Origin of the sequence: Streptococcus sp. S784/96/1 (genome assembly GCF_902729355.1) — a bacterium.
In the GTDB taxonomy this organism is placed as follows: domain Bacteria; phylum Bacillota; class Bacilli; order Lactobacillales; family Streptococcaceae; genus Streptococcus; species Streptococcus caledonicus.
The window spans coordinates 16,635-33,071 of the sequence record NZ_CACVCC010000026.1 but is presented as its reverse complement, the minus strand read 5'-3'; the positions used below and the strand labels follow the sequence as shown (position 1 = coordinate 33,071).

15 protein-coding genes and 1 pseudogene are annotated in these 16,437 nt (G+C 40.0%); 14 read left to right on the top strand and 2 right to left on the bottom strand.

Features of this window, described 5'->3' with window-relative positions:
- The 8 genes from GZ996_RS12270 to GZ996_RS08865 all read left to right on the top strand — a co-directional run bounded on the left by GZ996_RS12270 (position 1) and on the right by GZ996_RS08865 (position 8,578).
- The gene (locus tag GZ996_RS12270; protein WP_162011870.1) at positions 1–114 is read left to right on the top strand and encodes an IS3 family transposase; all 114 of its coding nucleotides are present in this window, start codon (positions 1–3) and stop codon (positions 112–114) included.
- Between the two features lie 86 nt (positions 115–200).
- On the top strand, positions 201–1,352 hold the full coding sequence (gene nagA, locus GZ996_RS08895) for an N-acetylglucosamine-6-phosphate deacetylase (protein WP_156806056.1): 1,152 nt from the start codon (positions 201–203) through the stop codon (positions 1,350–1,352).
- Between the two features lie 309 nt (positions 1,353–1,661).
- Positions 1,662–2,645: an aldo/keto reductase gene (locus GZ996_RS08890; RefSeq protein WP_162011869.1), complete on the top strand. Its 984-nt coding sequence runs from the start codon at positions 1,662–1,664 to the stop codon at positions 2,643–2,645.
- Positions 2,646–2,743: 98 nt separating this feature from the next.
- Positions 2,744–3,163 carry a MerR family transcriptional regulator gene (locus GZ996_RS08885; RefSeq protein ID WP_156806058.1) on the top strand — a complete coding sequence of 140 codons (420 nt, stop codon included), beginning with the start codon at positions 2,744–2,746 and terminating at the stop codon, positions 3,161–3,163.
- A complete protein-coding gene (locus tag GZ996_RS08880; RefSeq protein ID WP_162011868.1) occupies positions 3,160–4,905 on the top strand; it encodes a 1-deoxy-D-xylulose-5-phosphate synthase in 1,746 nt (581 codons plus the stop codon). Before GZ996_RS08885 ends, GZ996_RS08880 begins: the two co-directional genes overlap by 4 nt.
- A gap of 12 nt (positions 4,906–4,917) precedes the next feature.
- Positions 4,918–5,757, top strand: coding sequence for an aldo/keto reductase (locus GZ996_RS08875; RefSeq protein ID WP_162011867.1), 840 nt, complete (start codon positions 4,918–4,920; stop codon positions 5,755–5,757).
- Positions 5,758–5,926: 169 nt separating this feature from the next.
- A complete protein-coding gene (locus tag GZ996_RS08870) occupies positions 5,927–6,808 on the top strand; it encodes a class II fructose-bisphosphate aldolase (RefSeq protein WP_121835190.1) in 882 nt (293 codons plus the stop codon).
- Positions 6,809–7,237: 429 nt separating this feature from the next.
- Complete coding sequence (locus GZ996_RS08865; RefSeq protein ID WP_161980000.1) at positions 7,238–8,578, top strand: APC family permease; 1,341 nt, start codon at positions 7,238–7,240, stop codon at positions 8,576–8,578.
- 231 nt (positions 8,579–8,809) lie between these two features.
- On the opposite strand, the gene GZ996_RS08860 is transcribed toward GZ996_RS08865, so the two are convergent.
- Positions 8,810–9,820 (bottom strand): IS30 family transposase, encoded by a 1,011-nt coding sequence (locus GZ996_RS08860; protein ID WP_162011866.1) that lies wholly within the window; start codon positions 9,818–9,820, stop codon positions 8,810–8,812.
- A 210-nt stretch (positions 9,821–10,030) separates the two neighbouring features.
- Between GZ996_RS08860 and rpmB the strand changes: the two genes are divergently transcribed.
- The 3 genes from rpmB to GZ996_RS08845 all read left to right on the top strand — a co-directional run bounded on the left by rpmB (position 10,031) and on the right by GZ996_RS08845 (position 12,511).
- Positions 10,031–10,219 carry a 50S ribosomal protein L28 gene (gene rpmB, locus GZ996_RS08855; RefSeq protein WP_001140948.1) on the top strand — a complete coding sequence of 63 codons (189 nt, stop codon included), beginning with the start codon at positions 10,031–10,033 and terminating at the stop codon, positions 10,217–10,219.
- A gap of 265 nt (positions 10,220–10,484) precedes the next feature.
- On the top strand, positions 10,485–10,847 hold the full coding sequence (locus tag GZ996_RS08850) for an Asp23/Gls24 family envelope stress response protein (RefSeq protein ID WP_156806276.1): 363 nt from the start codon (positions 10,485–10,487) through the stop codon (positions 10,845–10,847).
- Positions 10,848–10,849: 2 nt separating this feature from the next.
- Positions 10,850–12,511: a DAK2 domain-containing protein gene (locus GZ996_RS08845; protein ID WP_156806275.1), complete on the top strand. Its 1,662-nt coding sequence runs from the start codon at positions 10,850–10,852 to the stop codon at positions 12,509–12,511.
- Positions 12,512–12,661: 150 nt separating this feature from the next.
- Here the strand turns inward: GZ996_RS08845 and GZ996_RS08840 are convergent.
- A pseudogene (locus GZ996_RS08840) lies at positions 12,662–13,779 on the bottom strand (ISL3 family transposase); the annotation flags it as partial.
- Positions 13,780–13,926: 147 nt separating this feature from the next.
- Between GZ996_RS08840 and GZ996_RS08835 the strand changes: the two are divergent.
- The 3 genes from GZ996_RS08835 to GZ996_RS08825 are packed head-to-tail and all read left to right on the top strand — an operon-like array spanning position 13,927 to position 16,435.
- Positions 13,927–14,742: a gluconate 5-dehydrogenase gene (locus GZ996_RS08835; protein WP_202922614.1), complete on the top strand. Its 816-nt coding sequence runs from the start codon at positions 13,927–13,929 to the stop codon at positions 14,740–14,742.
- 34 nt (positions 14,743–14,776) lie between these two features.
- Positions 14,777–15,415, top strand: coding sequence for an RpiB/LacA/LacB family sugar-phosphate isomerase (locus tag GZ996_RS08830; protein WP_162011864.1), 639 nt, complete (start codon positions 14,777–14,779; stop codon positions 15,413–15,415).
- 18 nt (positions 15,416–15,433) lie between these two features.
- Positions 15,434–16,435, top strand: coding sequence for a sugar kinase (locus tag GZ996_RS08825; RefSeq protein ID WP_162011871.1), 1,002 nt, complete (start codon positions 15,434–15,436; stop codon positions 16,433–16,435).
- The last annotated feature ends 2 nt before the right edge of the window (positions 16,436–16,437 follow it).

Below are 16,437 nucleotides of genomic sequence, written 5' to 3'. Positions count from 1 at the left end.
ATGGACTGGTATAACTATGATAGACCACAAGAAATATTAAAAGGTATGACCCCTATGGAATTCAGGGAGTCATACCTTACTAACTTATATTCTTTTTTACACTGTCTATTTTAGACGGGGCTTGACAGGGTGCCTGCTTTTTTCATTTACAAATTTTAAAAAAGTTTTATAATATTAATATAGATACGGAGGTGCTTGTTATGACAAGTTTATTTATCAAAGCAGATATATTCTATTTTGCAGACGAAACAAAATTTGGTGGCTATTTAGCAGTAAACGATGGACATTTTGGAGAATGGCAAAGCGAGATGCCAAAAGACGTAGAAGTAATTGATTATACAGGCTATGCTATTGCACCAGGGTTGGTAGATACTCATATTCATGGTTTTGCTGGGGCAGATATCATGGATGCAGATCCGGAAGGAGTGTTACACATGAGTGAGGCTTTGTTATCTACGGGGGTAACATCCTTTTTACCAACGACATTGACCTCGACGTTTGAGCAATTGGAAAAAGCTGCGGCCTCTATTGCAAGTGTAGCTGGAACTGAAAAAGGAGCAAAAATTCAAGGTATTTACTTTGAAGGCCCTTATTTTACAGAAGAATATAAAGGGGCTCAAAATCCAGCCTATATGGCAGATCCCCAATTAACTGAATTTGATGCTTGGCAAGAAGCAGCTAATGGTTTGATTAAGAAAATTGCGTTAGCACCAGAACGCGAAGGTGTGGCTGAGTTTGTTTCAGCAATGAAAGAACGTGGCGTGACTGTCGCTTTGGGACATTCTAATGCCACTTATGCGCAAGCAAAGGCAGCCGTTGAAGCTGGTGCCTCTGTTTGGGTGCATGTTTATAATGGGATGAGAGGCCTCAGTCACCGTGAATTGGGGATGGTTGGCTCTGCTTATTATATTCCAAATACTTATGCAGAGTGGATTTGCGATGGTCACCATTCAGTACCTGAAGCTGGTGATATCCTTATGAAACAAAAAGGATACGACCATGTTGCTCTCATTACAGACTGTATGCGAGCGGGAGGTTGCCCAGATGGAGATTATATGCTAGGTGAATTTCCGGTTATTGTGGAAAATGGCACAGCTAGATTAAAATCAAATGGAAGCCTAGCAGGTTCTATCTTGAAATTAAAAGATGGTCTTAAAAATGTTGTCGAGTGGGGACTAGCGACCCCTGCAGAAGCGATTAAGATGGCAAGTCTCGTTCCAGCTAAATCGGTAAATATTGATGATGTTTGTGGTCAGTTAACCGCGGGATATGCTGCAGATTTTATTGTCCTTGATAAAGAGTTAAACTTAGTGGCGACCTATATTGATGGGGAGAAGCGCTTTGAAGCTTAATTTTTATGAGAAGGGACACCACACGACGAACACATGAAGAAATTTTCATTTTCAGAGAACTGTTTTTCATAGAAAGGTTATCTTTTTTATGATGAAATTTTGCTATAATATAATATGGACGAAAACGAGGATAAACAGGGCACACATGTAAATGTCTTGAAAATATCTTAAAAAAATGCATGTAGCTAGGAAACAGTTACATGCATTTTCTTCATGCGTACGTATGTCATGATTTTCACTCTTTTTTTACTTGACTTAGACCTAGTCTAAGGTGCTAGTATAGGAAGAAAACAAACTGAGGTGATTTCTATGGAGTATAGGCAATTAGGTTCGACAGATATGTCAATTAGTGCGGTTAGTTTTGGTACTTGGGCACTTGGTGGTGATTGGGGTGATGTAACTGAAGAAGCTGCTAAATCAGCTTTGAACCATGCCATTGATAGAGGGGTTAATTTCTTTGACACTGCTGATGTTTACGGAGGTGGGCGCAGTGAGACACTTATCGGTCAGGTATTAAAAGAACGTAGCGAACGCGTTTATGTTGCTACTAAATTTGGCCGTCGTGATGATTTTTCTAATCCTGAAAATTATACCTATAAAAAAGTTCGTCAATATGCTGAAGACAGTCTCCGTAATCTTCAGATGGATGCCTTGGACCTCTATCAAATTCATTGTCCGAGCACCGAAGTTTTGACGCAATCAGATATTTTTGATGTTCTTGAGGATTTGAAAAAAGAAGGCTTGATTCGTTATTACGGTGTTAGTGTTGAAACTGACGATCAAGGGAAATTTGTTCTTGAAAATACTAAGGCCAGCAGTTTACAAGTGATTGTGAATTTGCTTCGCCAAAAACCAGTGAAGGAAATGATTGCACTAGCCAAAGATAAAAATGTTGGTGTTTTAGCACGCGTACCACTTGCCAGTGGACTTCTAACAGGAAAATACAGTAAAGACTCTACCTTCCCATCTGATGATCATCGTCATTATAATCGTGATGGCGCGGCTTTCAATGTGGGTGAAACCTTTGGTGGCCTTCCTTTTAATAAGGCGGTTGAGTTGGTTGACCAAGTAAAATGGATTGGTAAAGACCACGGTGGTTTAGCGACAGCATCACTTAAATGGCTGTTACAGCAAGAGGGGATTACAGCAGTTATTCCTGGGTTTAAGAGCATTCAGCAGGTTGATAATAACCTTGAAAGCCTAAAAACCCTGCCATTTACCACAGCAGAGTTGAAAAAATTATCAGAGTTTTATTGGGAGGAAGTCCACTCTCATATTCGTGGTGCGTACTAGGGAGAAACTCTTTGTTCTTTCTTGACTTAGCTGTACTCTAAGGTGGTATGATGGGGACAAGAAAATTATTGAAAATACTCAATTGAAAGGAGGATAGCGTGATCACCATTAAGACAATTTCAGAACAATTAGGGATTTCTGCGCATGCCATTCGTTTCTATGAAAAAGAGGGAATGGTCGACATTCCAAGAAACAACCGTGGCTTTCGTGAATTTGATGAGCGTAGCGTTGACCGTTTGAAAGCCATTGCTCATTACCGCCGTGTTGGCATGTCTTTGGAAGATATTCGTAAGATTTTGGCGGAATTTCATAATCACACGTTATCTACAGAGCTACTTGAAAAAACAAAGCGCGATTTAGAACAACAAATCCACGATTTACAAGAAACACACCATTATTTAGTTGAAAAAATTAAAATTCATCGTCAATTATCTGAACTTGAAAATCAAGGACTAACTGAAAAAGAGCGCACAGATGTCTACTATAATATTAGACGCAAGGAGGAACAAGAAAAATGACAATTATCAATCAAGTCAATAATCCTTCTGATGTCAAAAAGCTCAGCCTTTCGGAACTAGAAGACTTAGCCAATGATATCAGAGAACTTTTAGTTAATAAAGTCAGTAAAGTTGGTGGTCACTTTGGGCCCAATCTAGGTGTTGTTGAAATGACTATTGCCCTTCACAAGGTTTTCAATTCTCCTGTGGATAAAATTGTTTGGGATGTTAGTCATCAGTCTTACCCTCATAAAATCTTAACCGGAAGAAAACAAGGTTTTGTGGACGGTCACTTCCATGACATCACTCCTTATACGGACCAAGAAGAAAGTGAACATGATTTCTTTACCATTGGCCACACCTCTACCTCCATTGCTTTAGCAGAAGGACTTGCCAAGGCACGTGATTTGAAGGGTGAGGCTGGAAATATTATTGCTGTTATTGGTGACGGTTCAATGTCAGGTGGTTTGGCGTTTGAAGGTCTTAACAATGCTGCGGAATTGAACAGTAACCTCATTGTGATTCTCAATGATAATGAAATGTCTATTGCCAAAAATTACGGAGGTCTTTACCCACATTTAGCTGAACTTCGTGCAACAAATGGTCAAGCGACCAACAATCTCTTTAAAGCCTTTGGCTTTGATTATCATTACTTAGAAAATGGGCATAGCATAGCAGATTTAATTGGTTTGTTTGAAGAAGTTAAAGATGCCAATCATCCTGTTTTTCTTCATATTCACACCGAAAAAGGGCATGGCGTCGATTGGGCTTTGAAAGATAAGCAGACCAATCACTGGCGTTCTCCGTTTGATATTAAAACTGGAGAACCACTTAGACCATCGCTAGCTAAACCGACTTTTGAATCAACCATCGTGGATTTTCTTGAGGAAGAAATTGAAGCTGGCAAGCCTGTTCTTGCTATGAATGCAGCGATTCCAGGTGCCTTTGGTTTAGGCCGTATCGAAGCAAAATACCCTGAGCATTATTGGGACTCAGGCATTGCAGAACAACATAATATTAGTATGGCGACTGGCTTTGCTACTGCTGGAGCTAAACCTTATGTTTTTCACAGTGCCACTTTCTTGCAACGTGCTTATGACCAGATTTCTCACGATTTAGCGATTAATAAGGTTCCAGCAGTTCTGATTGTGCGTGGTGCTAGTATCACTAACAGCGATCGTACGCACCAAGGAACTTTTGAACATGCCATGTTGGCAACCATTCCGAATCTCATTTATCTAGCGCCAGCTCATGTTGCTGAATTGAAAGAAATGCTGCACTTTGCTAGTCAACAGACTGAAAATCCAGTCGTAATTTCTATTCCAGCACAACAAGATATGGAGAAGCAATATGTCAAAAAAGAATTTGCCACTCCAAGTTATGACATTGTTCAAAAAGGGAGTCGAGTGGCTATTCTTGGCTTAGGTGGATTCTTGAAATTAGGTAAAGAAGTCGCAGCAGAACTTGAAAAATCTGGTATTATTGCCACTATCATCAATCCACGCTTTATTGCAAGTCTCGATGAAAAAACTCTGGAAAGCTTGAAAGACAACCATGAACTCGTGGTGACACTTGAAGATGGCTCTGTTGATGGTGGTTTTGGTCAACGTATTGCAGGTTTCTTTGGGCCAACAGAAGTGAAAGTTTTAGTCAAAGGCTCCCTTCGTGAATTTACAGAAGTCGTGCCGCCAGCCGAACTTTATGACAGATACCGTCTCAACAAAGAACAAATTGTAACAGATATCTTAGACATTTTAAAATAGGAGAATTAAATCATGACAACAATGTTTAACTTAAATGATGGACATAAAATCCCAGCACTTGGTTTTGGAACCTTTAAAGCAGCTGATGGAAACGAAGCTTACCAATCAACGCTAGATGCCCTTAAAGCTGGTTACCGTCACATTGACACGGCTGCTATCTATGGCAATGAAGAAAGTGTTGGCCGTGCAATCAAAGACAGTGGCATTCCACGTGAGGAACTCTACATCACAACAAAATTATGGAATGATTCCCATTCTTATGATTTAGCCAAAACTGCGCTGGCAACTTCATTGAAAAGACTAGACTTGGATTATATTGATTTGTACCTTATCCACTGGCCAAATCCAAAAGCTTTCCGAGATAAATGGGAAGAAGCCAATGCAGAAGCATGGCGCTATATGGAAGAGGCTAAAGAAGCAGGGCTTGTTAAATCAATCGGTGTCAGCAACTTCCTTGTTCACCACTTAGAAGCACTAGCAAAAACAGCTAAAATTACTCCAGCAGTTAACCAAATTCGTTTGGCACCAGGCTGCTACCAAGAAGAAGTTGTCGAATATTGTCGCAAGCATGATATAGTCATCGAAGCTTGGGGACCTCTTGGACAGGGAGAACTTTTCGGAAATGCTGATATGAAAGCCTTGGCTGAAAAATACGGTAAAACCATTGCCCAAGTTGCTCTTGCCTGGTCATGGCATGAAGGCTTTTTACCATTGCCAAAATCAGTGCATGAAGCTCGAATTAAAGAAAATATGGATTTCGCTGACATTGAACTCAGCCAAGAAGACGCTGAATTTATCAAAAATATATCAGGTTTGACAACAGCGCCAGACCCAGATAATACTAATTTCTAACAAGATTACCATTAGGAGAGCTTAGGCTCTTTTTTTAGTTTCTGATGTTAATGAGTATAAAAATCAGAATATTTCAAAGGTGATTAACCTAGTACTAGATTTATGAGAGGATTTGTGATAAAATAAACGAGTAATGGGTTTGACCCAAAAAAATATTAGGAGGCTCGAAATGCCATTAGTTTCAGCAGAAAAATTTGTCCAAGCAGCTCGTGAAAACGGCTATGCTGTCGGCGGATTTAACACAAACAACCTTGAGTGGACACAAGCTATCTTGCGCGCCGCTGAAGCAAAACAAGCTCCAGTTCTTATTCAAACTTCTATGGGCGCAGCTAAATACATGGGTGGTTATAAAGTGTGTCAATCACTTATTGCTAACCTTGTAGAATCAATGAACATCACTGTTCCAGTTGCTATTCACCTTGACCACGGTCACTATGAAGATGTTCTTGAGTGTATCGAAGTTGGTTACACTTCAGTAATGTTTGATGGATCACACCTTCCAGTAGAAGAAAACCTTCGCTTGGCTAAAGATGTTGTTGAAAAAGCTCACGCTAAAGGTATTTCAGTTGAAGCTGAAGTTGGTACTATCGGTGGTGAAGAAGACGGAATCATCGGTAAAGGTGAACTCGCTCCAATCGAAGATGCAGTAGCAATGGTTGAAACTGGAATTGACTTCCTTGCAGCTGGTATAGGTAACATTCACGGTCCATACCCAGAAAACTGGGAAGGTCTTGCTCTTGATCACCTTGAAAAATTGGCTGCCGCTATCCCAGGTTTCCCAATCGTTCTTCACGGTGGTTCTGGTATTCCTGATGAGCAAATCGTTGCTGCAATCAAACTTGGTGTTGCTAAAATCAACGTAAACACTGAGAGCCAAATCGCATTCTCAAACGCAACTCGTGAATTTGCACGTAACTACGATGCAAATGAAGCAGAATACGACAAGAAAAAACTCTTTGACCCACGTAAATTCTTGGCACCAGGTATCAAAGCTGTTCAAGGTGCTGTTGAAGAACGTATCGACGTATTTGGTTCAGCAAACAAAGCATAAGAATCTGCGAATAAATCTTTGATTATGAGCAAACAAAGCTTAATTTAACGTTGAATAAAAAATGAAAGGATTTCCGATTAGGGAGTCCTTTTCCTATGCTTTAGATGCGAAGTAGTTTTATACTGTTCAGTTCTGTGAAAAATCTCAGACTACGAGTAAATAAAGAATAATAATATTAAAGTCTATCCGCTTTAGGTAGGCTTTTTTATTACTATGAATATCTATTTAAGAGCTAGATATTATTAATTAGGGCTATATTGTCTGAATTTTAGGTAAATTTACAATTTCTATTATTGTTCGGAGGGCGGAGCAAATAATCTTGTTATAGGGCATTCTTTAAGCTATAATGGTTAATGTTGATAGAAAAAGTAAAGATAAAAATTCGCTAAATACAAACGGTTAATAAGATATTGGAGGAAAATAGACTGAATGAACAAACAAGATAGAAAAGTTTATGGCTTGTCAACAGCCATCGCATTAATTGTTGGTGTAGTTATTGGATCGGGGATTTATTTTAAGGTTGATGACATTTTAACCTATGCTGGCGGAAATGTTGGTCTTGGGATGCTTATTATTATTATTGGTTCTTTCTCGATCGTTTTTGGAGCTTTGAGTTTATCAGAGTTAGCGGCGCGAAATGATGATGACGGAGGGATTTTTTCCTATTACATGACCTACCTTCATCCTGGCTTAGCCGCATCGCTCGGTTTGTTTTCAGCATATGTTTACCTTCCAGCCCTAAATGCAGTTGTTGCATGGGTAGCAGCGAGCTTTACGCTTGGAAGTGGATCGGATTTGGAAAGTCAAATTCTATTAGCAGCAGTTTACCTTCTGCTTCTAGCAGTGATGAACATCTACTCTCGTGTTTTGGCAGGACGATTTCAATCTTTATCGACTGTCTTAAAAATTATTCCGCTTCTTGCGATAGCACTTGTTGGTCTTTTTTGGGGTCAAGCGGTGCCTGAGATACCGCAAGGGCTGACACCAGTTGAACCGCGCCAAGTTGGTTTAGGCTGGTTATCTGGTCTTATGCCGCTCTACTTTGCTTATGATGGTTGGACTGTCGTTGCCAGTATTGTCCCAGAATTGAAGAATCCTAAGAAAAATTTAGCTAAAGCCTTCATTATTGGACCCTTAGTTATTCTTACCCTCTATCTGGTATTTTTCTATGGCTTAAATCGTATTTTGGGACCTAGTTTTATTATGACGACTGGAAATGATGCGGTACTTTATGCTACAGAAATGATTTATGGAAAAACTATTAGCAAGCTACTTCTAGTGATTATCATTATTGCAGTTTTGGGAGTATCGAATGGTTTGATGCTCTCCAACATGAGATTACCTCAGGCTTTTGCGGCACGTGGTTGGATTAAAAGTAAACGGTTTGAGAAAGTTAATCGTCGCTATCAGCTTTCTATTGCAGCCAGCTTATCTACCGTAGTGATGACCTTGATTTGGTTGGGAATTCATTATTTGGCAACGACGTATCATCTTTTGCCAGGAAGTGACATCAGTGAAATTGCAATCGTTTTTAACAATATGTCCTTTATTTTCCTATATGTTGCTGTTTTAGGTTTATATCGTAAAGGAGAAATTACGAATAAATTGACCGGTCTCTTTTCACCGATTTTCGCCATTTTATCCATTCTTATTCTATTCATCGGCAGCCTATTAACAAATTTTGTTATGGCAACTTCATTCATGCTGTTTTGCTTACTCTTTTGTCTCGGAAGCTTTGCCTTTTACCGTAAAAATACTGAGCAAAAGTAAGCTACAACCGATTGTGGGTCTCTCACTTAGGGAAGAACAAGCTGCGCAGTGAACTGAAAATACTGAACACATAGATGTATTGGTGAATAATGTAGATAGGTTCTTCTAAGCACTTGACGCCTAAATGCTAAAAAATCAACGCTTCTAAAAGTGGAACTTACTTTGGGAATTTCTCAGGCAAATTATCAAGTCAAGTGCCACAAGTTCGAGGCTGACTTAGAATTCCTTTGTTTAGGCTGTTTGGGCTAGTCCAAACAGAAAATTTGCAGTTTTATAGTGGTGAAGTCGTCTAGGTCTATTAGTGATAGCAGAGACATAACGATTAAGTTCTTCTGTTGTCAGTGGGTTTAGAGAGATACCTTTTGGGAGAAACTTTCTCAAAAGAACGTTGAAGTTTTCATTAGTCCCTCTTTCATGCGAAGAATAAGGATGGGCAAAGTATATATCAACTCCATGTAAGTCTGACAAACTACTAAACTCTGAACCATTGTCCGACGTGATCGAAAGAATAGGATACTCTAAAAGAAGTTCCTTAACTGTAGCGTTAATCGGCTCTGCTTGCTTATTCGGCAATTGACAAGCCAGGACAAACCGAGTCTGGCGTTCTACCAAGGTCATAACAACAGCTTCATCCTTGGTTTCCTTACCGAGTACAAGGTCAATCCCCCAGTGGCCAAACGTAGAACGGTCGTTAATTGACTCAGGACGTTCTTCTATGGAATTTCCTAGGACTTTCTTTGCGACCTTAGATGTGACTTTAGACCGTTTTCGGATGCTCACCATCTTAGGTAAATCAATTGGTTTAATCGTCAACAGGCCATCTTTGATGTAACGGTACACTGTTTTGGTTGACGGAATGACTTCAAACGGATGTTCCTCTTTGTAGGTTTGGACAAAGGTATCGATACTGTGGCAGCGAGGTTGGGATTTCAAAGTCTTTTCCAACTTCTCAAAGAAGGCTCCTAGTTTGCAATAAGTACTATTTTGTCGATTGGTCTCATAGACACGTTGACCACTGTCTGGAAAGTAGACATTTGAGTATAAGAGTTTTCCATTCTTATCTTGAACTTGAGTGACGCTGCCACGCTTGATTTCACGACTGATCGTCGAGCGATGAGGACCTAGAAGGCGAGCAATCTCAGCGGTTTTCTTCCCCATCTTGAGATAGGCACTAATTTCACCTCGCTCAGGGGCTGAGAAATGAGAACAACGCGACTTTTTGGTAGAATGATTAGTGGACATGTTCATCTGCTTTCTATACTGAGTTGGGGGAACTCTAGTATATCAGACTAACATGTCTTTTCTGTTGCACTTCATTTTACAACGCGGGTGGGAATTTCTCATCTGAAAAAAGTAGAGAAAGACCTTGCGCTGAGTGATGAAGTGTGATAGAATATTTAGGTATGTGGTGCTAGCACATCCGAACATATTCTACCTAGGAGGAAAAACGAAATGGCTAAAGTATGTTACTTCACAGGACGTAAAACTGTTTCTGGTAACAATCGTTCACACGCAATGAACCAAACAAAACGTGCAGTTAAACCAAATCTTCAAAAAGTTACAGTTCTTATCGACGGTAAACCTAAAAAAGTTTGGGCTTCAGCTCGTGCCCTTAAATCTGGTAAAGTTGAACGCGTTTAAACAAAAAATCGACCAATATGGTCGTTTTTTTGTGCTTTAAAAACAGAAAAACTTCTATTTTTTTACAAGTTTTAGCAAATATGGTAAAATAAAGCGATAAAAACTTTTGAGATAGAAAGGACCTAAACCGTTCAAAAGGTATTGGGGTGAGACGACCGTTGTGTCGTTTTAGTAAAATAACTTAGTGTCATTAAAACGATGAAGATGCTAAAGGTATAGAACTCCTGAATTTCTTTGTCCTTTTGGGTGGACGTGGTATCTTATTATGACTGTAAAAATTAATACAAAAGATGGTCAAATTGAACTCGCTGATGATGTTATTGCTACTGTTGTTGGCGGTGCGACAACAGAGATTTTCGGTGTAGTTGGTATGGCAAGCAAGAGTGCGATCAAAGATAATTTTCAAGCACTTCTTCGTAAAGAAAATTATGCCAAAGGTGTTGTTGTGAAATCAACAGAAGAAGGCATTGCTGTTGATGTTTACACTGTGATGAGCTATGGTGTTAAAATTAGCGAAGTGTCAAAAAATATTCAAGAACGTGTCAAATTCAATTTGGAGAGTCAGTTGGGTATTACTGCGAATGCTGTTAATGTCTACATCCAAAGTGTGAAGGTTGAGGGAGAATAATTGTGTCTATAATTACAACAAGTTTATTACAAGAAATGGTACAGGCGGCAGCGAGTCGTCTTGGTAGCCAAGCAGAGTATGTTAACTCATTGAATGTTTTCCCTGTACCAGATGGCGATACTGGGACGAACATGAGTATGACTATGGATAATGGTGCAAAGGAAGTTGCTGATAAGCCTGCTAATACTGTTGGTGAAGTTGGTCAAATCCTTTCAAAAGGGCTTTTGATGGGTGCTCGTGGTAACTCTGGTGTTATCACATCTCAACTTTTCCGTGGTTTTGGAAATGCTATTAAAGGCAAAGAGGAGCTTACAGGCAAAGATTTAGCAGTTGCTTTTCAATCTGGCGTTGAAGTAGCCTATAAGGCTGTTATGAAGCCAGTTGAGGGGACTATTCTTACGGTTTCACGTGGTGGGGCGACAGGAGCGCTAAAAAAAGCTGAAGAAACAGATGATGCTATTGAAGTAATGCGCGCAGCTCTTGAAGGAGCAAAACGTGCCTTGGCTAAGACACCTGAAATGCTCCCAGTTCTTAAAGAGGTTGGTGTTGTTGACTCTGGTGGTCAAGGTCTTGTCTACATCTACGAAGGCTTCTTATCAGCTTTGACAGGTGAGTACATTGCATCAGAAAATTTTAAAGCAACTCCAGCCGTTATGTCTGAAATGATCAATGCTGAGCATCACAAATCAGTAGCTGGACATGTGGCAACAGAAGATATTACCTTTGGTTACTGTACAGAAATTATGGTGGCTCTTGGACAAGGACCAACCTATGTCAAAGAATTTAATTATGAAGAATTCCAAGGTTACCTATCAGGACTAGGAGACTCACTTCTCGTTGTCAATGACGATGAAATCGTTAAGGTACACGTCCACACTGAAGATCCAGGTCTTGTTATGCAAGAAGGTCTCAAATACGGTGCGCTGGTTAAGGTTAAAGTAGATAACATGCGTGGTCAGCACGAAGCACAACTTGAAAAAGCAGCTGCGCCTGCTAAACAAGAGGCAAAAGAGTATGGTTTGATTGCTGTTGTAGCCGGTGACGGTTTGGCGGACATCTTCACGTCACAAGGCGTTGACTATATCATCTCTGGTGGTCAAACAATGAACCCGTCAACAGAAGATATTGTTACAGCTATTGAAGCAGTTAATGCTAAGAATGTTATTATCTTGCCAAACAATAAAAACATCTTTATGGCTGCACAGTCAGCGGCAGAAGTGGCAGAAGTTAACGCTGCTGTTGTTGAGACTCGAACAGTATCGCAAGGTTTCACCAGTCTTTTGGCTTTTGATGAAAGCAGAGCCTTGGATGAAAACGTAGCAGCTATGACGGCAAGTCTTTCAGAGGTTGTGAGTGGTAGCGTGACTCTTGCAGTGCGTGACACAACAATTGACGGCCTTGAAATCCATGAAAATGATATCCTTGGTATGGTTGATGGCAAGATTCTTGTCTCAACACCAAATATGGTTGAAGCCTTGAAAGAAACCTTTGCTAAGATGATTGACGAAGATAGTGAAATTGTTACAATCTACGTTGGTGAAGAAGGTTCTCAAGAAGTTGCTAGTGAAATTGCAGAATACCTTGAAGACACTTACGAAGATGTCGAAGTAGAAATTCACCAAGGAGATCAACCGGTATATCCGTACTTGATGAGTGTGGAATAAAGACAAGTCGTTACGGGATTTCCTGTAACGTGACTTATAGCTAAGTGCGAGAGGAGACGAGATTCGTCTTCTCTTTTTTGATGTTCAAAGCGATTAAGATACGTTTCTTGAAATTGTGGCTCTTTGTCAACTGTAGTGGGTGACTTATAGCTAAACACGAGAGGAGACGAGATTCGTCTTCTCTTTTGTGATATTCAAAGCGATTAAGATACGTTTCTTGAAGTTTTCAAAGTTCTGGTAACCAAAAGCATTATGCTTGATGTCTTTGATGAGTTTGTTAGTGGCCTCAAGTTTAGCGTTAGAATAAGGCAATTCAATGGCGTTAGTGATGTAGTTTTTATAGCGAATAAATGTTCTCAAAGCGGTTTTAAAGGTGCGATTAAGATGAGGTAACGTGTCTTGAATTAAACCCCAAAACTGGTCAGTATTCTTCTCTTGTAGATGCAATAGGAGCAGTTGGTACAGGTCGTAGTAATCTTTAAGTTCAGGTACTAGAGTAAAGATTTTATTCAGACATTCCCTAGGAGTTAAGGTTTCTCTAAATGTTCGATCATAGAACGCCTTAAGAGAGAGTTTCCGACTATAAATTTCCAGTAGTATTTAAGAGCTCTGTATTCAAGAGATTTATCATCAAATTGTTGATTCTAGTCTGATTAAGAGCCCGGCTCATGTGCTGGAGTAAAATAGTCCAGTGGACTATTTTAGCCTCGAGCTAAGAAATTCGGAAGCGAGGGGTGGAAACGATCAAGAACAATTTTAGCTTGAGGAAATAGAACTTTGATGAGAGGAATATAGCTTCCAGACATATCGACAATGACCACTTTAACCTTGTTTCGAGCTTCTTTCGAGTACTTAAAGAAATGATTTTGGATGGTTGTTTGTGTTCTGTCATCAAGGATGGTCATGATTTTCTTGGTGTTGAAATCCTGAGCAATGAAAGCCAATTTACCCTTCTGGTAGGAGAACTCATCCCAGGAGAGGATATTAGGCAAAGTGGTGTCATCCTCTTGGAAATGAAATGGCTTGAGCTTACAATAGACGGTATAGGTAGAGATAGAAGCAATATGGGTAAGAGCCTCTCTGTTGAGTAGGAGTTGAGAGATTTTCTGTCTAAGAAGTTCCGAGATTTGGCAATTTTTTTGAACGAGAGATGTTTCAGAAACAGTGACTTTTCGACAGGACTTGCATTGAAATCGTCTCTTTTTCAAGCGAATGAGGCTAGGAAAACCAGCAATCTCAATAAAAGGAATTTTAGAAGGGTTTTGGAATTGTTTTCCCACGACAAACTCTAAGCAGGATTGAGATTTTTGTATAGTTCAACTAATATGAATAAAAAACATTGACAAAACCGGTTTACTAGACTAAAATAATTTTGTAAACGTTTTACAAGTTTAATGACAAAGGAGTTGAAAGGTATGAATCAAACATTTTCAATGGATCAGTTTTCGCTAAAAGGGAAGATTGCCCTGATAACCGGAGGATCTTATGGTATTGGTTTTGCCATTGCTTTGGCCTATGCTAAGGCAGGAGCGACCATTGTTTTTAATGATATTACTCAGGAGCTGGTAGACAAAGGTTTGTCAGCCTATCGTTCTGAGGGGATTGAAGCACATGGTTATGTTTGCGATGTAACGGATGAAGAAGGCATCCAAGCTATGGTGGCTCAAATCGAAGAAGAAGTTGGAGTCGTTGATATTTTAGTCAACAATGCAGGAATTATTCGCCGTGTGCCGATGATTGAGATGACGGCAGATCAGTTCCGTCAGGTCATTGACATTGATTTGAGTGCTCCTTTCATTGTTTCTAAGGCTGTGATTCCATCAATGATTAAAAAGGGACATGGTAAGATTATCAATATCTGTTCCATGATGAGTGAATTAGGGCGTGAAACAGTTTCTGCCTATGCAGCAGCTAAGGGCGGTTTGAAGATGTTGACGAAAAATATCGCATCAGAATACGGAGAAGCTAATATTCAGTGTAATGGAATTGGCCCTGGCTATATTGCGACTCCTCAGACAGCTCCTTTACGGGAATTACAAGCAGATGGAACGCGCCATCCGTTTGATCAATTTATCATTGCCAAAACACCTGCAGCTCGTTGGGGAGAACCAGAGGATTTGATGGGACCGGCAGTGTTTTTGGCTAGTGATGCTAGTAATTTTGTCAATGGTCACATTCTTTATGTGGATGGAGGAATCTTGGCCTACATCGGAAAGCAACCGGTGGAATAAATAACAAGTAGTACGAAAAACGAAAGGATTATATATGAAAATTGCACTTATCAATGAAAATAGTCAGGCAGCTAAAAACAGTCTTATCTTTGAAACCTTGAAGGAAGTTACAGACGCAAAAGGTTATCAAGTTTTTAACTATGGTATGTATGGAAAAGAGGGAGAAAACCAGTTAACCTATGTCCAAAATGGTTTATTAGCTTCTATCCTGCTTGTCAGTAAGGCAGCGGATTTTGTCATTACAGGATGTGGGACAGGTGTTGGTGCCATGCTTGCAGCCAACAGTTTTCCGGGTGTGACATGTGGTTTTGCGGTAGATCCGACAGATGCTTATCTGTTTTCACAAATCAATGGGGGGAATGCCCTATCGTTACCGTTTGCAAAAGGATTTGGCTGGGGAGCTGAGTTAAATCTTAAACTCTTGTTTGAACGGCTTTTCGCTGAGGAAATGGGAGGAGGATATCCGAAGGAACGAGTTGTTCCAGAGCAACGCAATGCCCGCATTTTAAATGAGATGAAGGCAATTACTTACAAGGATTTGCTGACAGTTCTCAAGGAAATAGACCAAGAATTTCTCAAAGAAACGATTTCAGGAGAGAAGTTTCAAGAGTACTTCTTTGCAAATTGTCAAGATGAAGCGATTGCGGCTTATTTGAAAACAGTACTTGAATAATAAAGGGAAGGTATGGCTATGAAGAAGGTGCTGCTGATTGGTGAACCCTTAATTCGCATAATGCCAACAAACTATCAGGAAATAGCAGATGGTGTGGAGAGCCGAATGTTTTTCGGTGGCTCGGAAATGAATATTGCTTGCAATCTTCAAGGGTTTGGTTATCCGACCAAAGTTTTGACAGCACTGCCGGAGGGACCGTTAGGTGATCGCTTTATGGCTTTCTTAGTTGGGCATGGAATTGATGTGAGTGCGATTCAACGAGTCGGTGAGCGGATTGGGCTTTATTATATGGAGTCTGGTTTTGGTTGTCGACCAAGTCAAGTCTACTATGATCGCAGTCACTCTAGCCTAGCAGCCATGCGTATAGAACAGTTGGATATGGAGCAGCTATTTGAGGATGTTGCTCTGATCCACTTTAGTGGTATTACTCTGGCTATAGATCCGACTGTTACCCTTTGGATGAAAACGATACTGGAGGAAGCTAAAAAAAGGAATCTTCCAATTTCCATTGATCTTAACTGGCGATCCAAGATGATTGGAAAAAGGGAAGCAAAAAAACTCTTCTCAGAATTTGCAGTTTATGCGGATTATTGTTTCGGTATTGAGCCCATTATGAAGGATGCAGGTGATTGGGATTTGTTTGATAGGGATCAGGCTGGTCTCTATGACATTGAAGAACGAATGTTGGCACTAAAGGAAGCTTATGATTTCCAAACCATTTTTCATACAGTGCGTCAGATGGATGATATGGGGAGAAATCACTATAGAGCTTACGGTCTGGCAGAGGAGTTTATCTGTTCTGTAGAGCTGAAAACTCAGGTTTTACAACGGGTTGGAAGTGGGGATGCTTTTGTTTCAGGAGCTATTTATCAGCTATTGAAAGAGGCTTCACTTGAAGAAACCGTTAATTTTGCTGTTGCTAGTGGGACCTATAAATGTAGTCTGGAAGGGGATCAAATGGTGCAGTCTGTTGAGCGCATTAAGTCCCTACTAGACGGAAAAAATGAAATAATAAGGTAAAG

Coding starts and splice junctions, on each gene's coding strand:
- GZ996_RS08880 (WP_162011868.1), top strand. CDS start 3,160: ATGACAATTATCAATCAAGTCAATAATCCTTCTGATGTCAAAAAGCTC.
- GZ996_RS08860 (WP_162011866.1), bottom strand. CDS start 9,820: ATGTCCACTAATCATTCTACCAAAAAGTCGCGTTGTTCTCATTTCTCA.
- GZ996_RS08835 (WP_202922614.1), top strand. CDS start 13,927: ATGAATCAAACATTTTCAATGGATCAGTTTTCGCTAAAAGGGAAGATT.
- GZ996_RS08865 (WP_161980000.1), top strand. CDS start 7,238: ATGAACAAACAAGATAGAAAAGTTTATGGCTTGTCAACAGCCATCGCA.
- rpmB (WP_001140948.1), top strand. CDS start 10,031: ATGGCTAAAGTATGTTACTTCACAGGACGTAAAACTGTTTCTGGTAAC.
- GZ996_RS08825 (WP_162011871.1), top strand. CDS start 15,434: ATGAAGAAGGTGCTGCTGATTGGTGAACCCTTAATTCGCATAATGCCA.
- GZ996_RS08890 (WP_162011869.1), top strand. CDS start 1,662: ATGGAGTATAGGCAATTAGGTTCGACAGATATGTCAATTAGTGCGGTT.
- nagA (WP_156806056.1), top strand. CDS start 201: ATGACAAGTTTATTTATCAAAGCAGATATATTCTATTTTGCAGACGAA.
- GZ996_RS12270 (WP_162011870.1), top strand. CDS start 1: ATGGACTGGTATAACTATGATAGACCACAAGAAATATTAAAAGGTATG.
- GZ996_RS08875 (WP_162011867.1), top strand. CDS start 4,918: ATGACAACAATGTTTAACTTAAATGATGGACATAAAATCCCAGCACTT.
- GZ996_RS08850 (WP_156806276.1), top strand. CDS start 10,485: ATGACTGTAAAAATTAATACAAAAGATGGTCAAATTGAACTCGCTGAT.
- GZ996_RS08870 (WP_121835190.1), top strand. CDS start 5,927: ATGCCATTAGTTTCAGCAGAAAAATTTGTCCAAGCAGCTCGTGAAAAC.
- GZ996_RS08830 (WP_162011864.1), top strand. CDS start 14,777: ATGAAAATTGCACTTATCAATGAAAATAGTCAGGCAGCTAAAAACAGT.